This window comes from Hydrogenophaga sp. (assembly GCF_026125785.1).
Classification (GTDB): Bacteria; Pseudomonadota; Gammaproteobacteria; order Burkholderiales; family Burkholderiaceae_C; genus Hydrogenophaga.
Genome location: NZ_JAHCKL010000032.1, coordinates 1 through 13,864, shown reverse-complemented (window position 1 = coordinate 13,864; position 13,864 = coordinate 1). Strand labels below are relative to the sequence as shown.

The 13,864-nt window shown below is 66.3% G+C and carries 12 protein-coding genes; 7 read left to right on the top strand and 5 right to left on the bottom strand.

The window, feature by feature from the left end; genetic code table 11:
• The first annotated feature begins 69 nt into the window (after positions 1-69).
• Entirely contained in the window at positions 70-3,948 is a 3,879-nt protein-coding gene (gene hrpA / locus KIT53_RS19485) for an ATP-dependent RNA helicase HrpA (RefSeq protein ID WP_297756103.1), read from the top strand.
• 18 nt (positions 3,949-3,966) lie between these two features.
• Here hrpA and KIT53_RS19480 read toward each other — a convergent pair whose 3' ends face one another.
• From KIT53_RS19480 to lptF, 5 genes are all read right to left on the bottom strand, one after another.
• Entirely contained in the window at positions 3,967-5,139 is a 1,173-nt protein-coding gene (locus KIT53_RS19480; protein ID WP_297756071.1) for a pyridoxal phosphate-dependent aminotransferase, read from the bottom strand.
• Between the two features lie 117 nt (positions 5,140-5,256).
• On the bottom strand, positions 5,257-6,201 hold the full coding sequence (locus tag KIT53_RS19475; protein ID WP_297756069.1) for a CysB family HTH-type transcriptional regulator: 945 nt from the start codon (positions 6,199-6,201) through the stop codon (positions 5,257-5,259).
• Positions 6,198-6,563 carry a CbiX/SirB N-terminal domain-containing protein gene (locus KIT53_RS19470; RefSeq protein WP_297756067.1) on the bottom strand — a complete coding sequence of 122 codons (366 nt, stop codon included), beginning with the start codon at positions 6,561-6,563 and terminating at the stop codon, positions 6,198-6,200. Before KIT53_RS19470 ends, KIT53_RS19475 begins: the two co-directional genes overlap by 4 nt.
• A 6-nt stretch (positions 6,564-6,569) precedes the next feature.
• Positions 6,570-7,688: an LPS export ABC transporter permease LptG gene (gene lptG / locus KIT53_RS19465; RefSeq protein ID WP_297756065.1), complete on the bottom strand. Its 1,119-nt coding sequence runs from the start codon at positions 7,686-7,688 to the stop codon at positions 6,570-6,572.
• Positions 7,685-8,803, bottom strand: coding sequence for an LPS export ABC transporter permease LptF (gene lptF / locus KIT53_RS19460; protein ID WP_297756063.1), 1,119 nt, complete (start codon positions 8,801-8,803; stop codon positions 7,685-7,687). Before lptF ends, lptG begins: the two co-directional genes overlap by 4 nt.
• 25 nt (positions 8,804-8,828) lie before the next feature.
• Between lptF and KIT53_RS19455 the strand changes: the two genes are divergently transcribed.
• The 6 genes from KIT53_RS19455 to KIT53_RS19430 all read left to right on the top strand — a co-directional run.
• On the top strand, positions 8,829-10,340 hold the full coding sequence (locus KIT53_RS19455; RefSeq protein WP_297756061.1) for a leucyl aminopeptidase: 1,512 nt from the start codon (positions 8,829-8,831) through the stop codon (positions 10,338-10,340).
• A gap of 26 nt (positions 10,341-10,366) precedes the next feature.
• On the top strand, positions 10,367-10,798 hold the full coding sequence (locus KIT53_RS19450; RefSeq protein ID WP_297756060.1) for a DNA polymerase III subunit chi: 432 nt from the start codon (positions 10,367-10,369) through the stop codon (positions 10,796-10,798).
• Positions 10,799-10,990: 192 nt separating this feature from the next.
• Positions 10,991-12,178, top strand: a complete 1,188-nt coding sequence (locus KIT53_RS19445) for a branched-chain amino acid ABC transporter substrate-binding protein (RefSeq protein WP_297756059.1) — start codon at positions 10,991-10,993, stop codon at positions 12,176-12,178.
• A gap of 130 nt (positions 12,179-12,308) precedes the next feature.
• Complete coding sequence (locus KIT53_RS19440; protein WP_297756058.1) at positions 12,309-12,893, top strand: IS3 family transposase; 585 nt, start codon at positions 12,309-12,311, stop codon at positions 12,891-12,893.
• 396 nt (positions 12,894-13,289) lie between these two features.
• The gene (locus KIT53_RS19435) at positions 13,290-13,418 is read left to right on the top strand and encodes a hypothetical protein (RefSeq protein ID WP_297756056.1); all 129 of its coding nucleotides are present in this window, start codon (positions 13,290-13,292) and stop codon (positions 13,416-13,418) included.
• On the top strand, positions 13,415-13,864 hold a 450-nt coding region (locus KIT53_RS19430), incomplete at its 3' end, for a ParB N-terminal domain-containing protein (protein ID WP_297756054.1). The genes KIT53_RS19435 and KIT53_RS19430, both read left to right, overlap by 4 nt.

Genomic DNA, 13,864 nt, shown 5'->3' with positions numbered 1-13,864 from the left:
CGGAGAGGGGCGGTCTTGGGGGCCGGGCGGGGATAATGCCGGGTTGCGAGATTTTGACCGAGTTTGCCGTTGTCCTCCCCGCCGCTGAAGATCGAGTTCCCAGAAAGCCTGCCTGTCTCGGCCCGTCGCCAGGAGATCGAGGCCGCGCTGCGCGAGCACCAGGTGGTCATCGTCTGCGGCGAGACCGGTTCGGGCAAGACCACGCAGTTGCCCAAGATCGCACTGGCCATGGGGCGCGGTCGCCTCAACGCCAGGCCCGGCCAGCGCGGGCGGCTCATCGGCCACACGCAGCCCCGGCGCATCGCCGCGTCCAGCGTGGCCAAGCGCATCGCGGAGGAACTGGACACGCCGCTGGGCGCGGTGGTGGGCTACAAGGTGCGCTTCCAGGACCGGCTCTCACGGGAGGCCTCGGTCAAGCTGATGACGGACGGCATTCTGCTGGCGGAGACACAGACCGATCCGAACCTCGACGCCTACGACACGCTCATCATCGACGAAGCGCATGAGCGCAGCCTGAACATTGATTTTCTGCTGGGCTATCTGCGCCAGTTGCTGCCGCGCCGACCCGACCTCAAGGTGGTCGTCACCTCGGCCACCATCGACGCCGATCGCTTTGCGCAGTACTTCGCTTCCGCCAAAGGGCCGGCGCCGGTGCTGATGGTTTCTGGGCGGACCTACCCCGTGGAGGTGCGCTGGCGGCCCTTCGAGGAGAGCCGCGAGTACGACCTGAACAACGCCATCGCCGACGCGGTGGACGAGTTGTGGCGCACGCCGCAGGGCGGCGACATCCTGGTCTTCCTGCCGGGTGAGCGGGAGATCCGCGAGGCGGCGGACCACCTGCGCAAGCACCTGAGCCATGTGCCCGCGCTGCGCCAGGCCGAGGTGTTGCCGCTGTTCGCGCGCCTGTCGCAGGCCGAGCAGGACCGCATCTTCCAGCCCCACGGCGGCCGGCGCATCGTGCTCTCCACCAACGTGGCCGAGACGTCGTTGACGGTGCCCGGGATCCGCTACGTGATCGACGCCGGCACCGCGCGCGTGAAGCGCTACAGCTTCCGCCAGAAGGTGGAGCAGCTGCTGGTGGAGCCCATCAGCCAGGCGGCGGCCAACCAGCGTGCCGGCCGCTGCGGTCGCGTGGCCGATGGCATCTGCATCCGTCTCTACGACGAGGCCGGCTTCAACGGCCGGCCCCGCTTCACCGACCCCGAAATCCTGCGCAGTTCGCTGGCTGGTGTGATCCTGCGCATGAAGGCCCTGCACCTGGGCGCGGTGGAGGACTTCGCTTTCATCGAGGCACCGCAGCGCCGCGCCATTGCGGACGGGTATCAGTTGCTGGCCGAGCTGGGCGCGGTGGATGAGGCCAACGAGCTCACACCCACGGGAACGACGCTCTCGCGCCTGCCGCTGGACCCGCGCGTGGGCCGCATGCTTCTGGAAGCCCACCAACGAGGTGCCCTGGACGAGGTGCTGGTGATCGCCGCCGCGCTGTCGGTGCAGGATGTGCGGGACCGACCGCTCGACAAGCAGGCCCAGGCAGACCAGGCGCACGCCCGATTCGACGACGAAAAGAGCGAATTCACCGGCACCCTCAAGCTCTGGAAGTGGCTGGAGGATGCCCGAGGCGGCCACGGCAAGGAGCACAAGCTCAGCCATCGGCAGTACGAAAGCCTGTTGCGCGAACATTTCATCAATGTGCGGCGCGTGCGCGAATGGCGCGACATCCACAACCAGTTGCACACCGTGGTGGCCGAACACCAGTGGCGCCTGAACACCACGCCCGCGTCCTACGAGCAGTTGCACCTGGCCATGCTGTCAGGCCTGCTGGGCAACATCGGCTGCAAAAGTGAAAGCGAAGACTGGTACCTGGGCGCGCGCGGCATCAAGTTCCATCGCCATCCCGGCGCCAATCTGAGCAAGAAGCCAGGTCGCTGGATCGTGTGCGCGGAGCTGGTGGAGACCACGCGCCTGTTCGGCCGGGGCATAGCGGCCATCGAGCCGACGTGGCTGGAGCAGGTCGGGGCGCATCTGCTCAAAAAGCAACTGCTGGATCCGCACTGGGAGAAGCGGGCGGCTCGCGTGTCCGCGCTGGAGCGCGCCACGCTGTATGGGCTGGTGGTCTACCACAACCGCCGCACGGACTACGGCCGTGTCGATCCGGCGGGCGCGCGCGAGCTGTTCATCCGCGAGGCGCTGGTGGCCGGCGAGTGGGAGACCCGTCTGCCGTTCCTGGCCGCCAACCAGAAGCTGGTGCGGCAGGTGGCCGAGCTGGAACACAAATCGCGCCGGCAGGACGTGCTGGTCGATGAGGAGCTCATCTACGCCTTCTATGACCAGCAACTGCCGGCCGACGTGTGCAGCGGCGCGGGCATGGAGCGCTGGTACCGCGAAGCCTCGCGCGAGAACCCGAAGCTGCTGTGGCTCACGCGCGAGGAACTGATGCGCCATGAGGCCGCGGGCATCACCACCCAGACCTTCCCTCGCACCTTGCGACTGGGCGGCGTGGACTGTGCCTGCAGCTACCTGCACGACCCGGGCGATGCGCGCGACGGTTTGTCGGTGACGCTGCCGATCTTTGCCCTCAACCAGGCCAGCGAAGACCGCTGCGACTGGCTGGTGCCCGGCATGCTGAAGGAGAAGCTGCTGGCCCTGCTCAAGACCCTGCACCAGCGGCCGCGGTCGCGTCTGGTGCCGCTGCCAGCCACCGCGGAACGCTTTGCCCAGGCCTTGAGCGAACCGGCGGTGTTTGGCGCTGGCAACTTCCAGGATGCGGTGCTGCGCCTAGTGCGCCAGGCCACGCAACTGGACATCCAGCGCGCCGATCTCAAACCCGACATGCTCAGCCCGCACCACTTCATGCACCTGCGTGTGGTGGACGAACATGGCCGCCAACTGGGCCAGGGGCGCAACCTCGCGGCCCTCAAGGCCGAGTTGGGCGCGCAGGCGCGCGGCGCCTTCCAGGCGCTGGCCTCGCTCAAGCGGGACAGCCTGGCCTCCGCGCCCGCACCGGTACCCGCTTCGCCTGCGCCTGCGGGCGCGGCCGCCCCGCAGGCTGCGCAGAAGAAGGCGCCGGCCGTGAGCGCCGCACAGCGCCACACCGCGTGGGACTTCGGCGAATTGCCCGAGCTGATGGAAATCCGCCAGGGCGCGCAGACGCTGATCGGATTTCCCGCACTGGTGGACGACGGCGATGCCGTGCGCATCGAGGTGTTCGACGAACCGGAGGTGGCGCAAGCCCGCCACCGGGAAGGCTTGCGGCGGCTGTGCGCGCTGCAGATCCGCGATGCGCTGAAGTACCTGGAGAAGAACCTGCCCGGCCTGCAGGCCATGGGCGTGGCCTACATGGGGGTGGGCAAGGAAGCGGGCGGGGGCGGCACGCTGGAGGAACTGCGGACGCAGATCCTGGAGCTGTCGCTGGACCGGGCCTTTCTCGCCGATCCGTTGCCGGCGGACGCGCAAGCCTTCCAGCGCAGGGTGGAAGAGGGGCGGGGGCGTCTCACCCTGATCGCCAATGAGATCGCGCGCAGCGCGGGTGCCATCCTGACCGAATACGCGGCCGCGGCGCGCAAGCTCAAGGACAGCAAGCCTCCCGCCGACGTCGCGGCCGACATCACCCAGCAACTGCAGCGCCTCATGCCCCGCCGCTTCCTGTTGCAGACGCCCTATGCGCAACTGCAGCATCTGCCGCGTTACCTCAAGGCGGTTCAACTGCGGCTGGACAAGCTGCGGGCCGATCCGGCGCGCGATGCCGCGCGGCTGGCCGAACTGCGCCCGCAGGAGCAGCGCTTTTGGCGCCTGGTGGCCGAGCGCAAGGGCGTGCAGGACGCGCGCCTGCAGGAACTGCGCTGGTTGCTGGAGGAACTGCGGGTGAGCTTCTTCGCGCAGGAGTTGCGCACGCCGCAGCCGGTGAGCCTCAAGCGCCTGGACAAGGCCTGGGCGCAGCTCAGCCAGTGAGTCGCGCCCTGGGTGCGCTCACAGGCGCGCCAGGCGCTGCAGGGCGGCCTGCAGGGTCTCGTCCTTCTTGGCGAAGCAGAAGCGGATCACCTTCTGGTCGAAGCCGTTGCCATAGAAGGCGGAGAGCGGAATGGCCGCGACGCCGATCTCGCGCGTGAGCCACTGGCAGAAATCGCCCTCGGGCAGGTCGCGCTCGGGCACCGCGAGCGCCGAGATGTCCACGCACTGGAAGTAGGTACCCTCGCCGGGCAGCAGGCGGAAACGCGTGCTGGCCAGGCCATCGCGGAACAGGTCCCGCTTGCGCTGGTAGAAAGCGGCGAGTTCACGGTAGGGCGCGGGGTCGGCCATGTACTCGGCCAGCGCGTGCTGCATGGGTGTGTTCACCGTGAACACGTTGAACTGGTGCACCTTGCGGAACTCCGCCGTCAGTGCGGCCGGCGCCACCACGGTACCGACTTTCCAGCCGGTGACGTGGTAGGTCTTGCCAAAGCTGCTGACGATGAAGGCGCGCGCCGCCAGGCCGGGGAAGCGCGCCACGCTCTGGTGGGCCTGCCCATCGAAGACCATGTGTTCGTAGACCTCGTCGCTGATCACCAGCACGTTCGTGGGCGCCAGGAGTTCCTGCAGCCGGCGCATCTCGGCTTCCGTCCAGACCGTGCCACTGGGGTTGTGCGGCGTGTTGACGATGATCGCGCGGGTGCGCGGCGTGATGGCGGCGGCGATGCGGTCGAAATCCGGGCGGAAGCTGCCCGGGGTCAGGGGCACCCGCACCGGCACACCGCCGGCGAGCTCGATGTTGGGCACATAGCTGTCGTAGCACGGCTCCAGGACAATGACCTCGTCTCCCGGGTGCACCACGCAGAGGATGGCCGTCAGGATGGCCTGCGTGGCGCCGGCGGTGACGGTGATGTCGGTGTTCGGGTCGCAGGCCAGGCCATACAGTGCCTGCATCTTCGCGGCCATGGCCTGGCGCAAGGCCAGTGAGCCCGGCATGGGCGGGTATTGGTTGTGGCCGGCCTGCATCGCCCGGGTGACCGCGTCCACCAAGGCCGGATCACAACCAAAGTCCGGAAAACCCTGACCCAGGTTGACCGCCCCGTGCTCCGCGGCCAGCGCGGACATCACGGTGAAGATGGTGGTGCCGACGTTGGGCAGGCGGGAGGCGGGAGGAGACGAGAGCGAATGGTTCATGTCGGCGAATAGGACGGGACGAGGGGCGCGGCAAACCGGGGGTACCGAGCAGCCGGCCTTGGCGCGCAACGGCGTGTGCTGCGCGTGGGTGATGGCCGCAGGCTGGCGCGGTGTGGGTCACAGTTCATAGTCGTCGGGCGTACCGGTCATGGCGCGGTGGATCTGCTCGCGGGACAGGCGGTCGCTGAGCAGTTCGGCGAAGCGCAGCACGAAGTGGCGCAGGTAGGTGCCGCGCTTGAAGGCCACGCGCGCCAGGTTGTGCCCAAAGAGTTGACCGGCGGGCCGGGCCACCAGATCGGGGGTCTGGTTCTCCCCTTGCATGGCCATCTCGGCGACCACGCCCACCCCCATGCCGAGCTTGACGTAGGTCTTGATCACGTCCGAGTCGATGGCTTCCAGCACCACATTGGGCTGCAGGTGACGCAGCGCGAAGGCCTGGTCAATGCGGGTGCGGCCGGTGTAGCTGGGGTGGTAGGTGATGAGTGGGACCTGTGCGAGGTCGTCCAGCGTGATGCGCTCGCGTTCCAGCAGCGGGTGGTCGAATGGGAACACCAGGACGTGTTGCCATTCGTAGCAGGGCAGCGTGACCAGTTCAGGGTAGTTCACCAGGGATTCGGTGGCCATGCCGATTTCGGCCACCTCTTCAATGAGCATGCGGGCCACCTGATCGGGAGAGCCCTGGTGCAGGCTGATCGAGACCTTGGGATAGGCCTGGCGCAGCGTGGCCACGGGGCCGGGCAGCACGTAGCGCGCCTGGGTATGCGTGGTCGCGATGGACAGCGTGCCGCTGTCCTGCGCCGAATACTGCTCACCGATGCGCTTGAGGTTGTTCACCTCGCGCAGGATGATGTCGATGCTCTTGAGCACCTGCTGGCCGGGCTCGGTCACGCGCTTGATGCGCTTGCCGTGCCGGGCGAAGATCTCGATGCCGAGCTCGTCCTCGAGCTCGATGATGGCCTTGGACACACCCGGCTGGGACGTGTGCAGCGCCTTGGCCGCCTCGGTGAGGTTGAGGTTGCGGCGCACCGCCTCCTGGACGAAGCGGAACTGGTGAAGGTTCATGCGTTGGGCTCCAAGGCGATCTTCGCGAGCAGAGCGGTCAGGCGAGGGTCTTCCCCCGCGGCGGGCAGTTGTTCGAAGCGCACCTGCGGATGGGCTTTGGCGATGCCTGCCATCAGGTGGGGCAGATCCTCGCGCGCGTGCTTGCCCATGCCGAAGAACAGCGGCAGCACGCGGACGTGCGTCGCCCCTGCGGCCACGAGGCCGCTGGCGGCGCTGGCGAGGTCGGGCTCGCACAGTTCCAGGTAGGCACAGGACACCTGGGCGCCCGGGTCGGTGGCGGCAATCTGCCGGGCCACCGATTCGACCGGCCGGCGCCAAAGAGGGTCACGCGAACCATGGGCGAAGACGATGACACCGAGCATGTTCGGCTACCTCCTGAGCACCAGCCAGCCGAAGGCCGCCAGCGAGAAGACCGAATAGATCAGCGCCGGAGAAGCAGCGGCGAGCCAGGGCTGCCACTGGTTGAGGTTGCCGATGTAGCCGAACACGTTGTTGAGCAGGAAGAAACTGATGCCGATCATCACCCCGCCGAAGACGTAGCCCGTGATGCCGCCGGAGCGGAAATGCAGGTAGGCGAAGGGCAGGGCGAGCACCACCATGACCAGGCAACTCAAGGGGTAGAACACCTTGCGCCAGAACTCGATCTCGTAACGCTGCGCGGTCTGCCCATTGGCCTCCAGGTGGCGGATGTAGCCGAAGAGGTCGGCGGTGCGCATGCGTTCGGGCTTGAGCAGTGCCACCGACACCATTTCGGCGTTGATGCCGCTGGGCCAGCGGAAGGTATCCAGGTCGCGGCGCACGATGCGGCCCTGCGCCAGGCTGCCGGGGTCGAACTCGCGGCGCTGCACCTGCCCCAGGGTCCAGGAGTCGTCGGACTCGATCTGCCCGGTGGCGGCGTGCAGGGTGGAGACCAGGAAGCCCTGGTTGTTGAATTCGAAGATGCGCACATTGCTCAGTTCGCCCTGCGCCGACATGGAGCCGACGTTGACCGAGAAGTTGCTGTAGGGCTGGCGCTCCTTGAGCCAGGCCCCCGTGCTGCCCAGGCTGATGTTGCCCTGGTAGCGCGCTTTCAACAGTTGCGCGGTGCGGTCTGAAAGGGGGGAGAGGTAGTCACCAATGGCGAACGTGAGCACCACGAAGACCGCACCCAGGCCGAGCAGCGTGCGCAAGGCGCGCCAAGGCCCCAGGCCGCTGGTGCGCAGGATGGTGTACTCCGACCCCTGCGCGAGGCGCGCCAGGACGAACACCGAACCGATCAGCACGGCGATGGGCAGGAGTTCGTAGATCCGGCTGGGCATGAGCAGCAGCACATAGAGCAGGGCATGCGGCACCTCGTACACCAGCTCAGGCTGCAGCGGCGAGGGCTTGCCCAGTGCAGGCAGTTCATCGACGAAATCAAAGAAGAAAAACAGCGAAAGAAACGCCAACAGCACGAACGCGACGGCGGCGAAGACCTCGCCGTAGATCAGTCGGCGAATGGTTTTCATCGGGCCACCTCCTCAGCGCCGCGATGCCGCCAGGCGTTGAAGATGCCACGCAGGCTCAGGTTGTAGTGGCGCTTGAGCAGCCAGAGCGCCGCCAGCGCAAAGACCCCGCCATGCAGCAGCACCATGAAGCCGCCCAGGCTGAACAAGCCGCTGGCCACCCAGCTCTGGCCCAGGTTGAGCAGGTTGTAATAGAACACGAAGGCGAAGAGGGTGAAGAACAGATTGCCGCTGCGCCCCGCGCGCGGGTTGCTCACGGTGGTGGCCAGGGCGATCAGCACGAAGTTCATGGCGGTGAGGGCCAGGCCCACGCGCCAGCCCAGTTCACCCAGGTTGGGGCCCGTGGGGTCCATGATGAGGTCCCAACTGGTGCGCGCCTTGAGCGCCTGGGCACCGCGCTGGCTGGCCGCGGACGAGCCAATCTGTGTGCCGTACTCCTCGAACTCGCTGACCCGCAGCGTGCTCTGGTCGGCCGCCGTCTCCAGGCGCTGACCGTTGCTCAGCATCAGGAACTGCTGGTCCTTGATCCATTCGATGCGGCCGGAACGCGCCGAGGTCACGGTCTCCCGGCCATCCGTCTCGGTGCTGGAGATGAAGATGTTGCGGCCCTCCGTACCGTCCGCGGTGTCCTTGTCGATGAAGAACACGCGCCGCCCGCTGGACGACTCCTGGAACTGACCCGGAGCCACGCGTTCCAGGTCGCCCCGGCGCTCGAAACGGTCGCGCAGGTTGTCGGTCTGCTGGTTGGCCCAGGGCCAGACGAAGAACACCATCAGCGTGATCACCAGCAGGATGGGCCAGGCAAAACGCATCACCGGCCCCAGAAAGCCCCCAAGAGAGCGTCCACTGGAGAACCAGATGATCATCTCGCTGTCGCGGTACATGCGCGAGAGCGTAAAGACGATGGCGATGAACAGCGCCAGGGTCAACACGGTGGGCATGCGGCCGATCACGGTGTAGCCCAGCACCAGCGCGATCTCTTCCGGGTTGACGCTGCCCCGTGAGGCCAGGCCGAGCGTGCGGATCAGCAGCATGGTCAGCACGATGGTGAACAGGACCACCAGGGTGGCACCGAAGCTGCGTGCCAGCTCTTTGCGGATGGAAGAATGGAATAACATCGATCGAGAACCGGAAAACACGATTATGGACTTCGAACTCAAATCCCTTTCCCTGGCCCAGGCGGCCCAACTGCCCTGCGACGCTTTGCTGGTCCTCGTGCCCGATGCCCGGCCGGCTGGCAAACCCGCCAGTCCGCTGGAACAGCTCATGGCCCAGGCCGCGCAGGCAGGCGACCTCGACACCGCAGTGGGCAAGCAATTGGCCGCCTACCGGCCCGAGGGCGTGAAGGCCGCGCGCGTGGTGCTGGTCGGTGTGGGCAACGCGTCCGTTGCGTCCGTGCGCAAAGCCATCGCCGCAGGCCTGGGCTCCCTCAAGCTGCCCGCCGTCAAGAAGCTGGCGCTGGTGCTCAGCCTGCTCGATGCGGACGACAACACCGTGCGTGCGGCCGTGCAGACCGCCGCCGACGTGTCCTATGTCTTCACCACCACCAAGCCCAGCGCCAAGCCACGCGCCCTGCGCCAGGTGGTCGTTGGCGTGAGCCAGGCCACCCAGGTGCGCAAGGGGTTCGAGACCGGCAAGGCGCTGGTGGCCGGCGTGGAGTTCGCCAAGGAGTGGGCCAACCGGCCCGCCAACCATGCCACGCCGAGCCACCTGGCCGATGCCGCGCGCAAGCTGGGGCGGCATGCCCGGATCAAGACCGAAGTGCTGGGGCAGAAGCAGGTCGAGGCACTGGGCATGGGCGCTTTCCTGGCGGTGGCCCAAGGGTCGGCCGAACCGCTGCGTTTCATCGTTTTGCAGTACAGCGGCGCGGACAAGGCCAGTGCGCCGGTGGTGCTGGTGGGCAAGGGCATCACCTTCGATACCGGCGGCATTTCCATCAAGCCTGCGGCGGAAATGGATGAAATGAAGTTCGACATGGGGGGCGCGGCGAGTGTGCTGGGCACCTTCGCCGCGCTGGCTGAACTCCAGCCGGCGATCAACGTGGTGGGCCTGATCCCGAGTTGCGAGAACATGCCCGACGGCCGCGCGGTCAAGCCCGGCGATGTGGTCACCAGCATGAGCGGACAGACCATCGAGATCCTCAACACGGATGCCGAAGGCCGGCTCATCCTCTGCGATGCGCTGACGTACGCGGCGCGTTTCAAACCCCGCAGCGTGGTGGACATCGCCACCCTCACCGGTGCCTGCGTCATCGCGCTGGGTGGCGTGCGCTCCGGCCTGTTCTCTCCCCACGACGAACTGGCGCTGGCGCTGCAGCAGGCGGGGGAGGCCGCGCTCGACCCCTGCTGGCGCATGCCGCTGGACGACGAGTACGCCGAAGGGCTCAAGTCCAACTTTGCCGACATGGGCAACGTCGCCGGGCGCGCCGGTGGCGCCATCACGGCGGCCAAGTTCCTGCAGAAATTCGCAGCCGAACTGCCGTGGGCCCACCTGGACATCGCCGGTACCGCCTGGAAGGGGGGCGCCGCCAAGGGCGCCACCGGGCGACCCGTGGCACTGTTGCTGCAGTACCTGATCGACCAGGCCGCTCAGGCCCCTGCACGCAAGCCAGCCGGCGCGCGCAAGGCGGGCGGCGCTCGGCGGGCCAAGGCCTGAGCGCACGGCATGCGGCGAGGCGCGACGTGACCGAGGTCGCTTTTCACTTCAACGCACCCGACAAGGTGGGCTATGCCTGCCGTCTGCTGCGCAAGGCGCACGCGCAGGGCGCACGCCTCCTCGTGTTCGCGGAAGAGGGCGATCTCGCCGCGCTTGACAACGCCCTCTGGACGCTGGTGGTCGGCGGCTTCCTTCCCCATGCGAAAGCGGGCGATCCGCCCCATGTGTGGGCCCGTTCGCCGATCCAGCTCACCGGGCGCATGACGGTGGACAGCACGGCCTCGGTGCTGGTCAACTTGCAACAGGACGTGCCCGACGGCTTCGATCGTTTCGCGCGCGTGATCGAAGTTGTCACCGGGGCTGACGACGACCGTCGATGGGCGCGCGAGCGCTGGAAGTTCTATAAATCGAACGGAATCGAGCCTCTGAGGCATGACCTGCAGGCTGCAAGAGCCTAAGCGCTGGTGCCCCATGGGGGATGCGATGTACTAATGAAGGATTCAATGCCTTGATGGTTCCTTGGGAAAACCCTCGGTCCACCTTTGAACGGCCTGTATCCCGCGAAATCCGTGCGTTTTTTGGAGTATCTTTATGGGCGTGGAGAAAAAAGTTCGCTCCGCGTTCAAACATTTACCTTTCTGAGGAAAACCATGCAACTGAACATCAAACTGGCCGTCATTGCTGCGGCTGTCGCACTTGCCGCCTGTGGCAAAAAGGAAGAGGCACCGGCACCCGCCGCTGCGCCGGCGGCGGCCCCTGCGGTTGCAGCTCAGGTCGTCAAGATCGGTCACGTGGGCCCCACCAGCGGCGCCATCGCCCACCTCGGCAAGGACAACGAGAACGGCGCCAAGATGGCGATCGAAGAACTCAACGCGGCTGGCCTCACCATGGGTGGCGCTCCTGTCACCTTCGAACTGCTGGCTGAGGACGATGCTGCCGATCCCAAGCAAGGCACGGCTGCCGCCACCAAGCTGGTGGACGCCAAGGTCGCTGGCGTGATCGGTCACCTGAACTCGGGCACCACCATCCCCGCCTCGCAGATCTACAACGACGCAGGCATTCCCCAGATCTCCCCCTCCGCCACCAACCCCAAGTACACCCGTCAGGGCTACCAGGGCGCATTCCGCGTCGTGGCTGACGACGTGCACCTCGGTGGCACGCTGGGCAAGTACGCGGTGGAAACCCTCAAGGCCAAGAACGTCGCCGTCATCGATGACCGCACGGCCTACGGCCAAGGCGTTGCCGATGAGTTCGAAAAAGGCGTGAAGGCCGCTGGCGGTACCGTGGTGGGCCGCGAGTTCACCAACGACAAGGCTACCGACTTCAACGCCATCCTGACCACCCTGAAGGCCAAGAAGCCCGACGTGGTGTTCTTCGGCGGCATGGACGCCGTGGCCGGCCCCATGCTCAAGCAGATGAAGCAACTGGGCATCAACGCCAAGTTCATGGGCGGCGACGGCATCTGCACCAGCGAGCTGCCGAAACTGGCTGCCGATGGCATGGGTGAAGAGACCGTGTTCTGCGCTGAAGCCGGTGGTGTGGAAGGCGAAGAGAAGGTGGGCATGGACAAGTTCCGCACCGACTTCAAGAACAAGTTCGGTGTTGACGTCCAGGTGTACGCACCTTACGTCTACGACGCCGTGAAGGTCATGGCCAACGCCATGGTCACCGCTGGCTCCGCCGATCCCGCCAAGTACCTGCCCGCTCTGAAGGCCACGAACTACAAGGGCGTGACCGGCAAGATCGAGTTCGACGAGAAGGGCGACATCAAGAACGGTGCCCTGACGCTGATGACCTACAAGGGTGGCCAGCGCACCACCATCGCAGTGATCCGCTGATCCTGCACGTTTCTTGGCATCCCGAAAGGGATGTCAGGATGAACAAGGCCACCGCAAGGTGGCCTTTTTTCATGGCAATGACCCGTCCTGACCTGGGTTGACACCTTTTCCTCGAAGAAAAGGCGAGTCAATGGAATCAGGCATCAAACACACGCAGCGCGACTACACGCTGGCTTTTAAGCTGTCGATCGCAATGGGTGAACCCACGGGCCAGAATCAGCACTGGAGCATAGACTTCGTGCACGACCAGACGCACGATGGCCGCGCGTTTCGCATCCTCACGGTCATCGATCAGTGGAGTCGCGAGAGCGTGTGCCTGGAGGCCAACTTCCGGCTGTCAGGTCGGTGCGTGGCGCAGGCGCTCGATGAGGTCGCCAGGCACCGCGGTTGGCCCAAGGCAATCACCGTGGACAACGGGACGGAATTCACCTCGAAGGCATTGGACGACTGGGCGTATCGCCGGGGGATCAAACTCGACTACACCCGCCCCGGTAAGCCCACGGATAATGGCCTGATCGAGTCGTTCAACGGACGGTTGCGCGACGAGTTCCTCAATGTCAACGAGTTCGTCACGCTGCACGAGGCCCGGGAGAAATTGAAGGTCTGGCAGGACGATTACAACCACCACCGACCACACGGCTCGCTCGGCCACCTGACCCCGAGCGAGTTCGGCAACAGCAGGTCAGTTCAACCCAACGAAGCGGCCAGCCTTTAGTTCAGAACTGTCCGGTTTCCGGGGGAGCGTCAACCCCAACAGCGAAGCCTGGGCCATCCTCCAGGCACGTTGGGGTGTCGTCGTGGATGCCTCCAGGTCCACCCTGCAGCGGTACGCCGAGGGCCAAGCCTCCCAGCGGTTTGCCGTCCAGGCTGCTCACCACCTCCGCAACGTGGCAGAGAACGTGGAGCCGTGGGTGGTCATCAAGACCGCAATCGCCATGTTTATCTTCCAGGAGCAGCACCCTCGCCGGTTCACCTCGGACGATGCCTTCGACTTCCAGTTGGTCCGCCGTGTACTGCGCCTTGCGCCGACCAACGCGGGCACCTACTGGGACCAGCAGGATGGCAAGGCCAAGCGGGTCTATCGGGATGTCCCCCACGGACCATCAGGGCCATGGCGGTGCCCCTCAAGGAGGCCTTTGGCGCACCTGGGTTGATGCTGGCGGCCAAGGAGCGGGAGGACATCGACAAGGCCAGCCAGGAACGGCAGCGGCTGGCGAGCGCCCTGGAGGGGCTGGCATGAGCTTCAGTAGCGACAAGGCCCTTGTCAACGTCTCGGACATCATCAAGGAGCCCTCCTGGCAGGTCCGCGAGAAGCTCACCACCAGCCGCGTGAAGGCCTACCGCACCGCCTACAACGCTGGCGCAGACATGCCCCCGGTGCGGCTTGCGGACGTGCGGGGTGCCCTGTACTTGGTCGATGGGTGGCACCGCATGGCCGCCCAGGAGGAACTGGGCCGTAAGCAGGTCGAGGCGACCATCATGCCGATGACCCGCAAGGAGGCCAAGTGGGCCGCTGCAGCCGCCAACCTGACCCACGGGGAGGCCTACCGCAAGGACGAACGCCGCAGGGCTTTCGGGGTGTTCATCACCACCAAGCAGCATGTCCAGCGCGGCAAGGCGCTGTCATACCGTGAGATGGCTGCAGCCTTCGGGGGCAACCCCTCCCACGTCACGCTCCGCAACTGG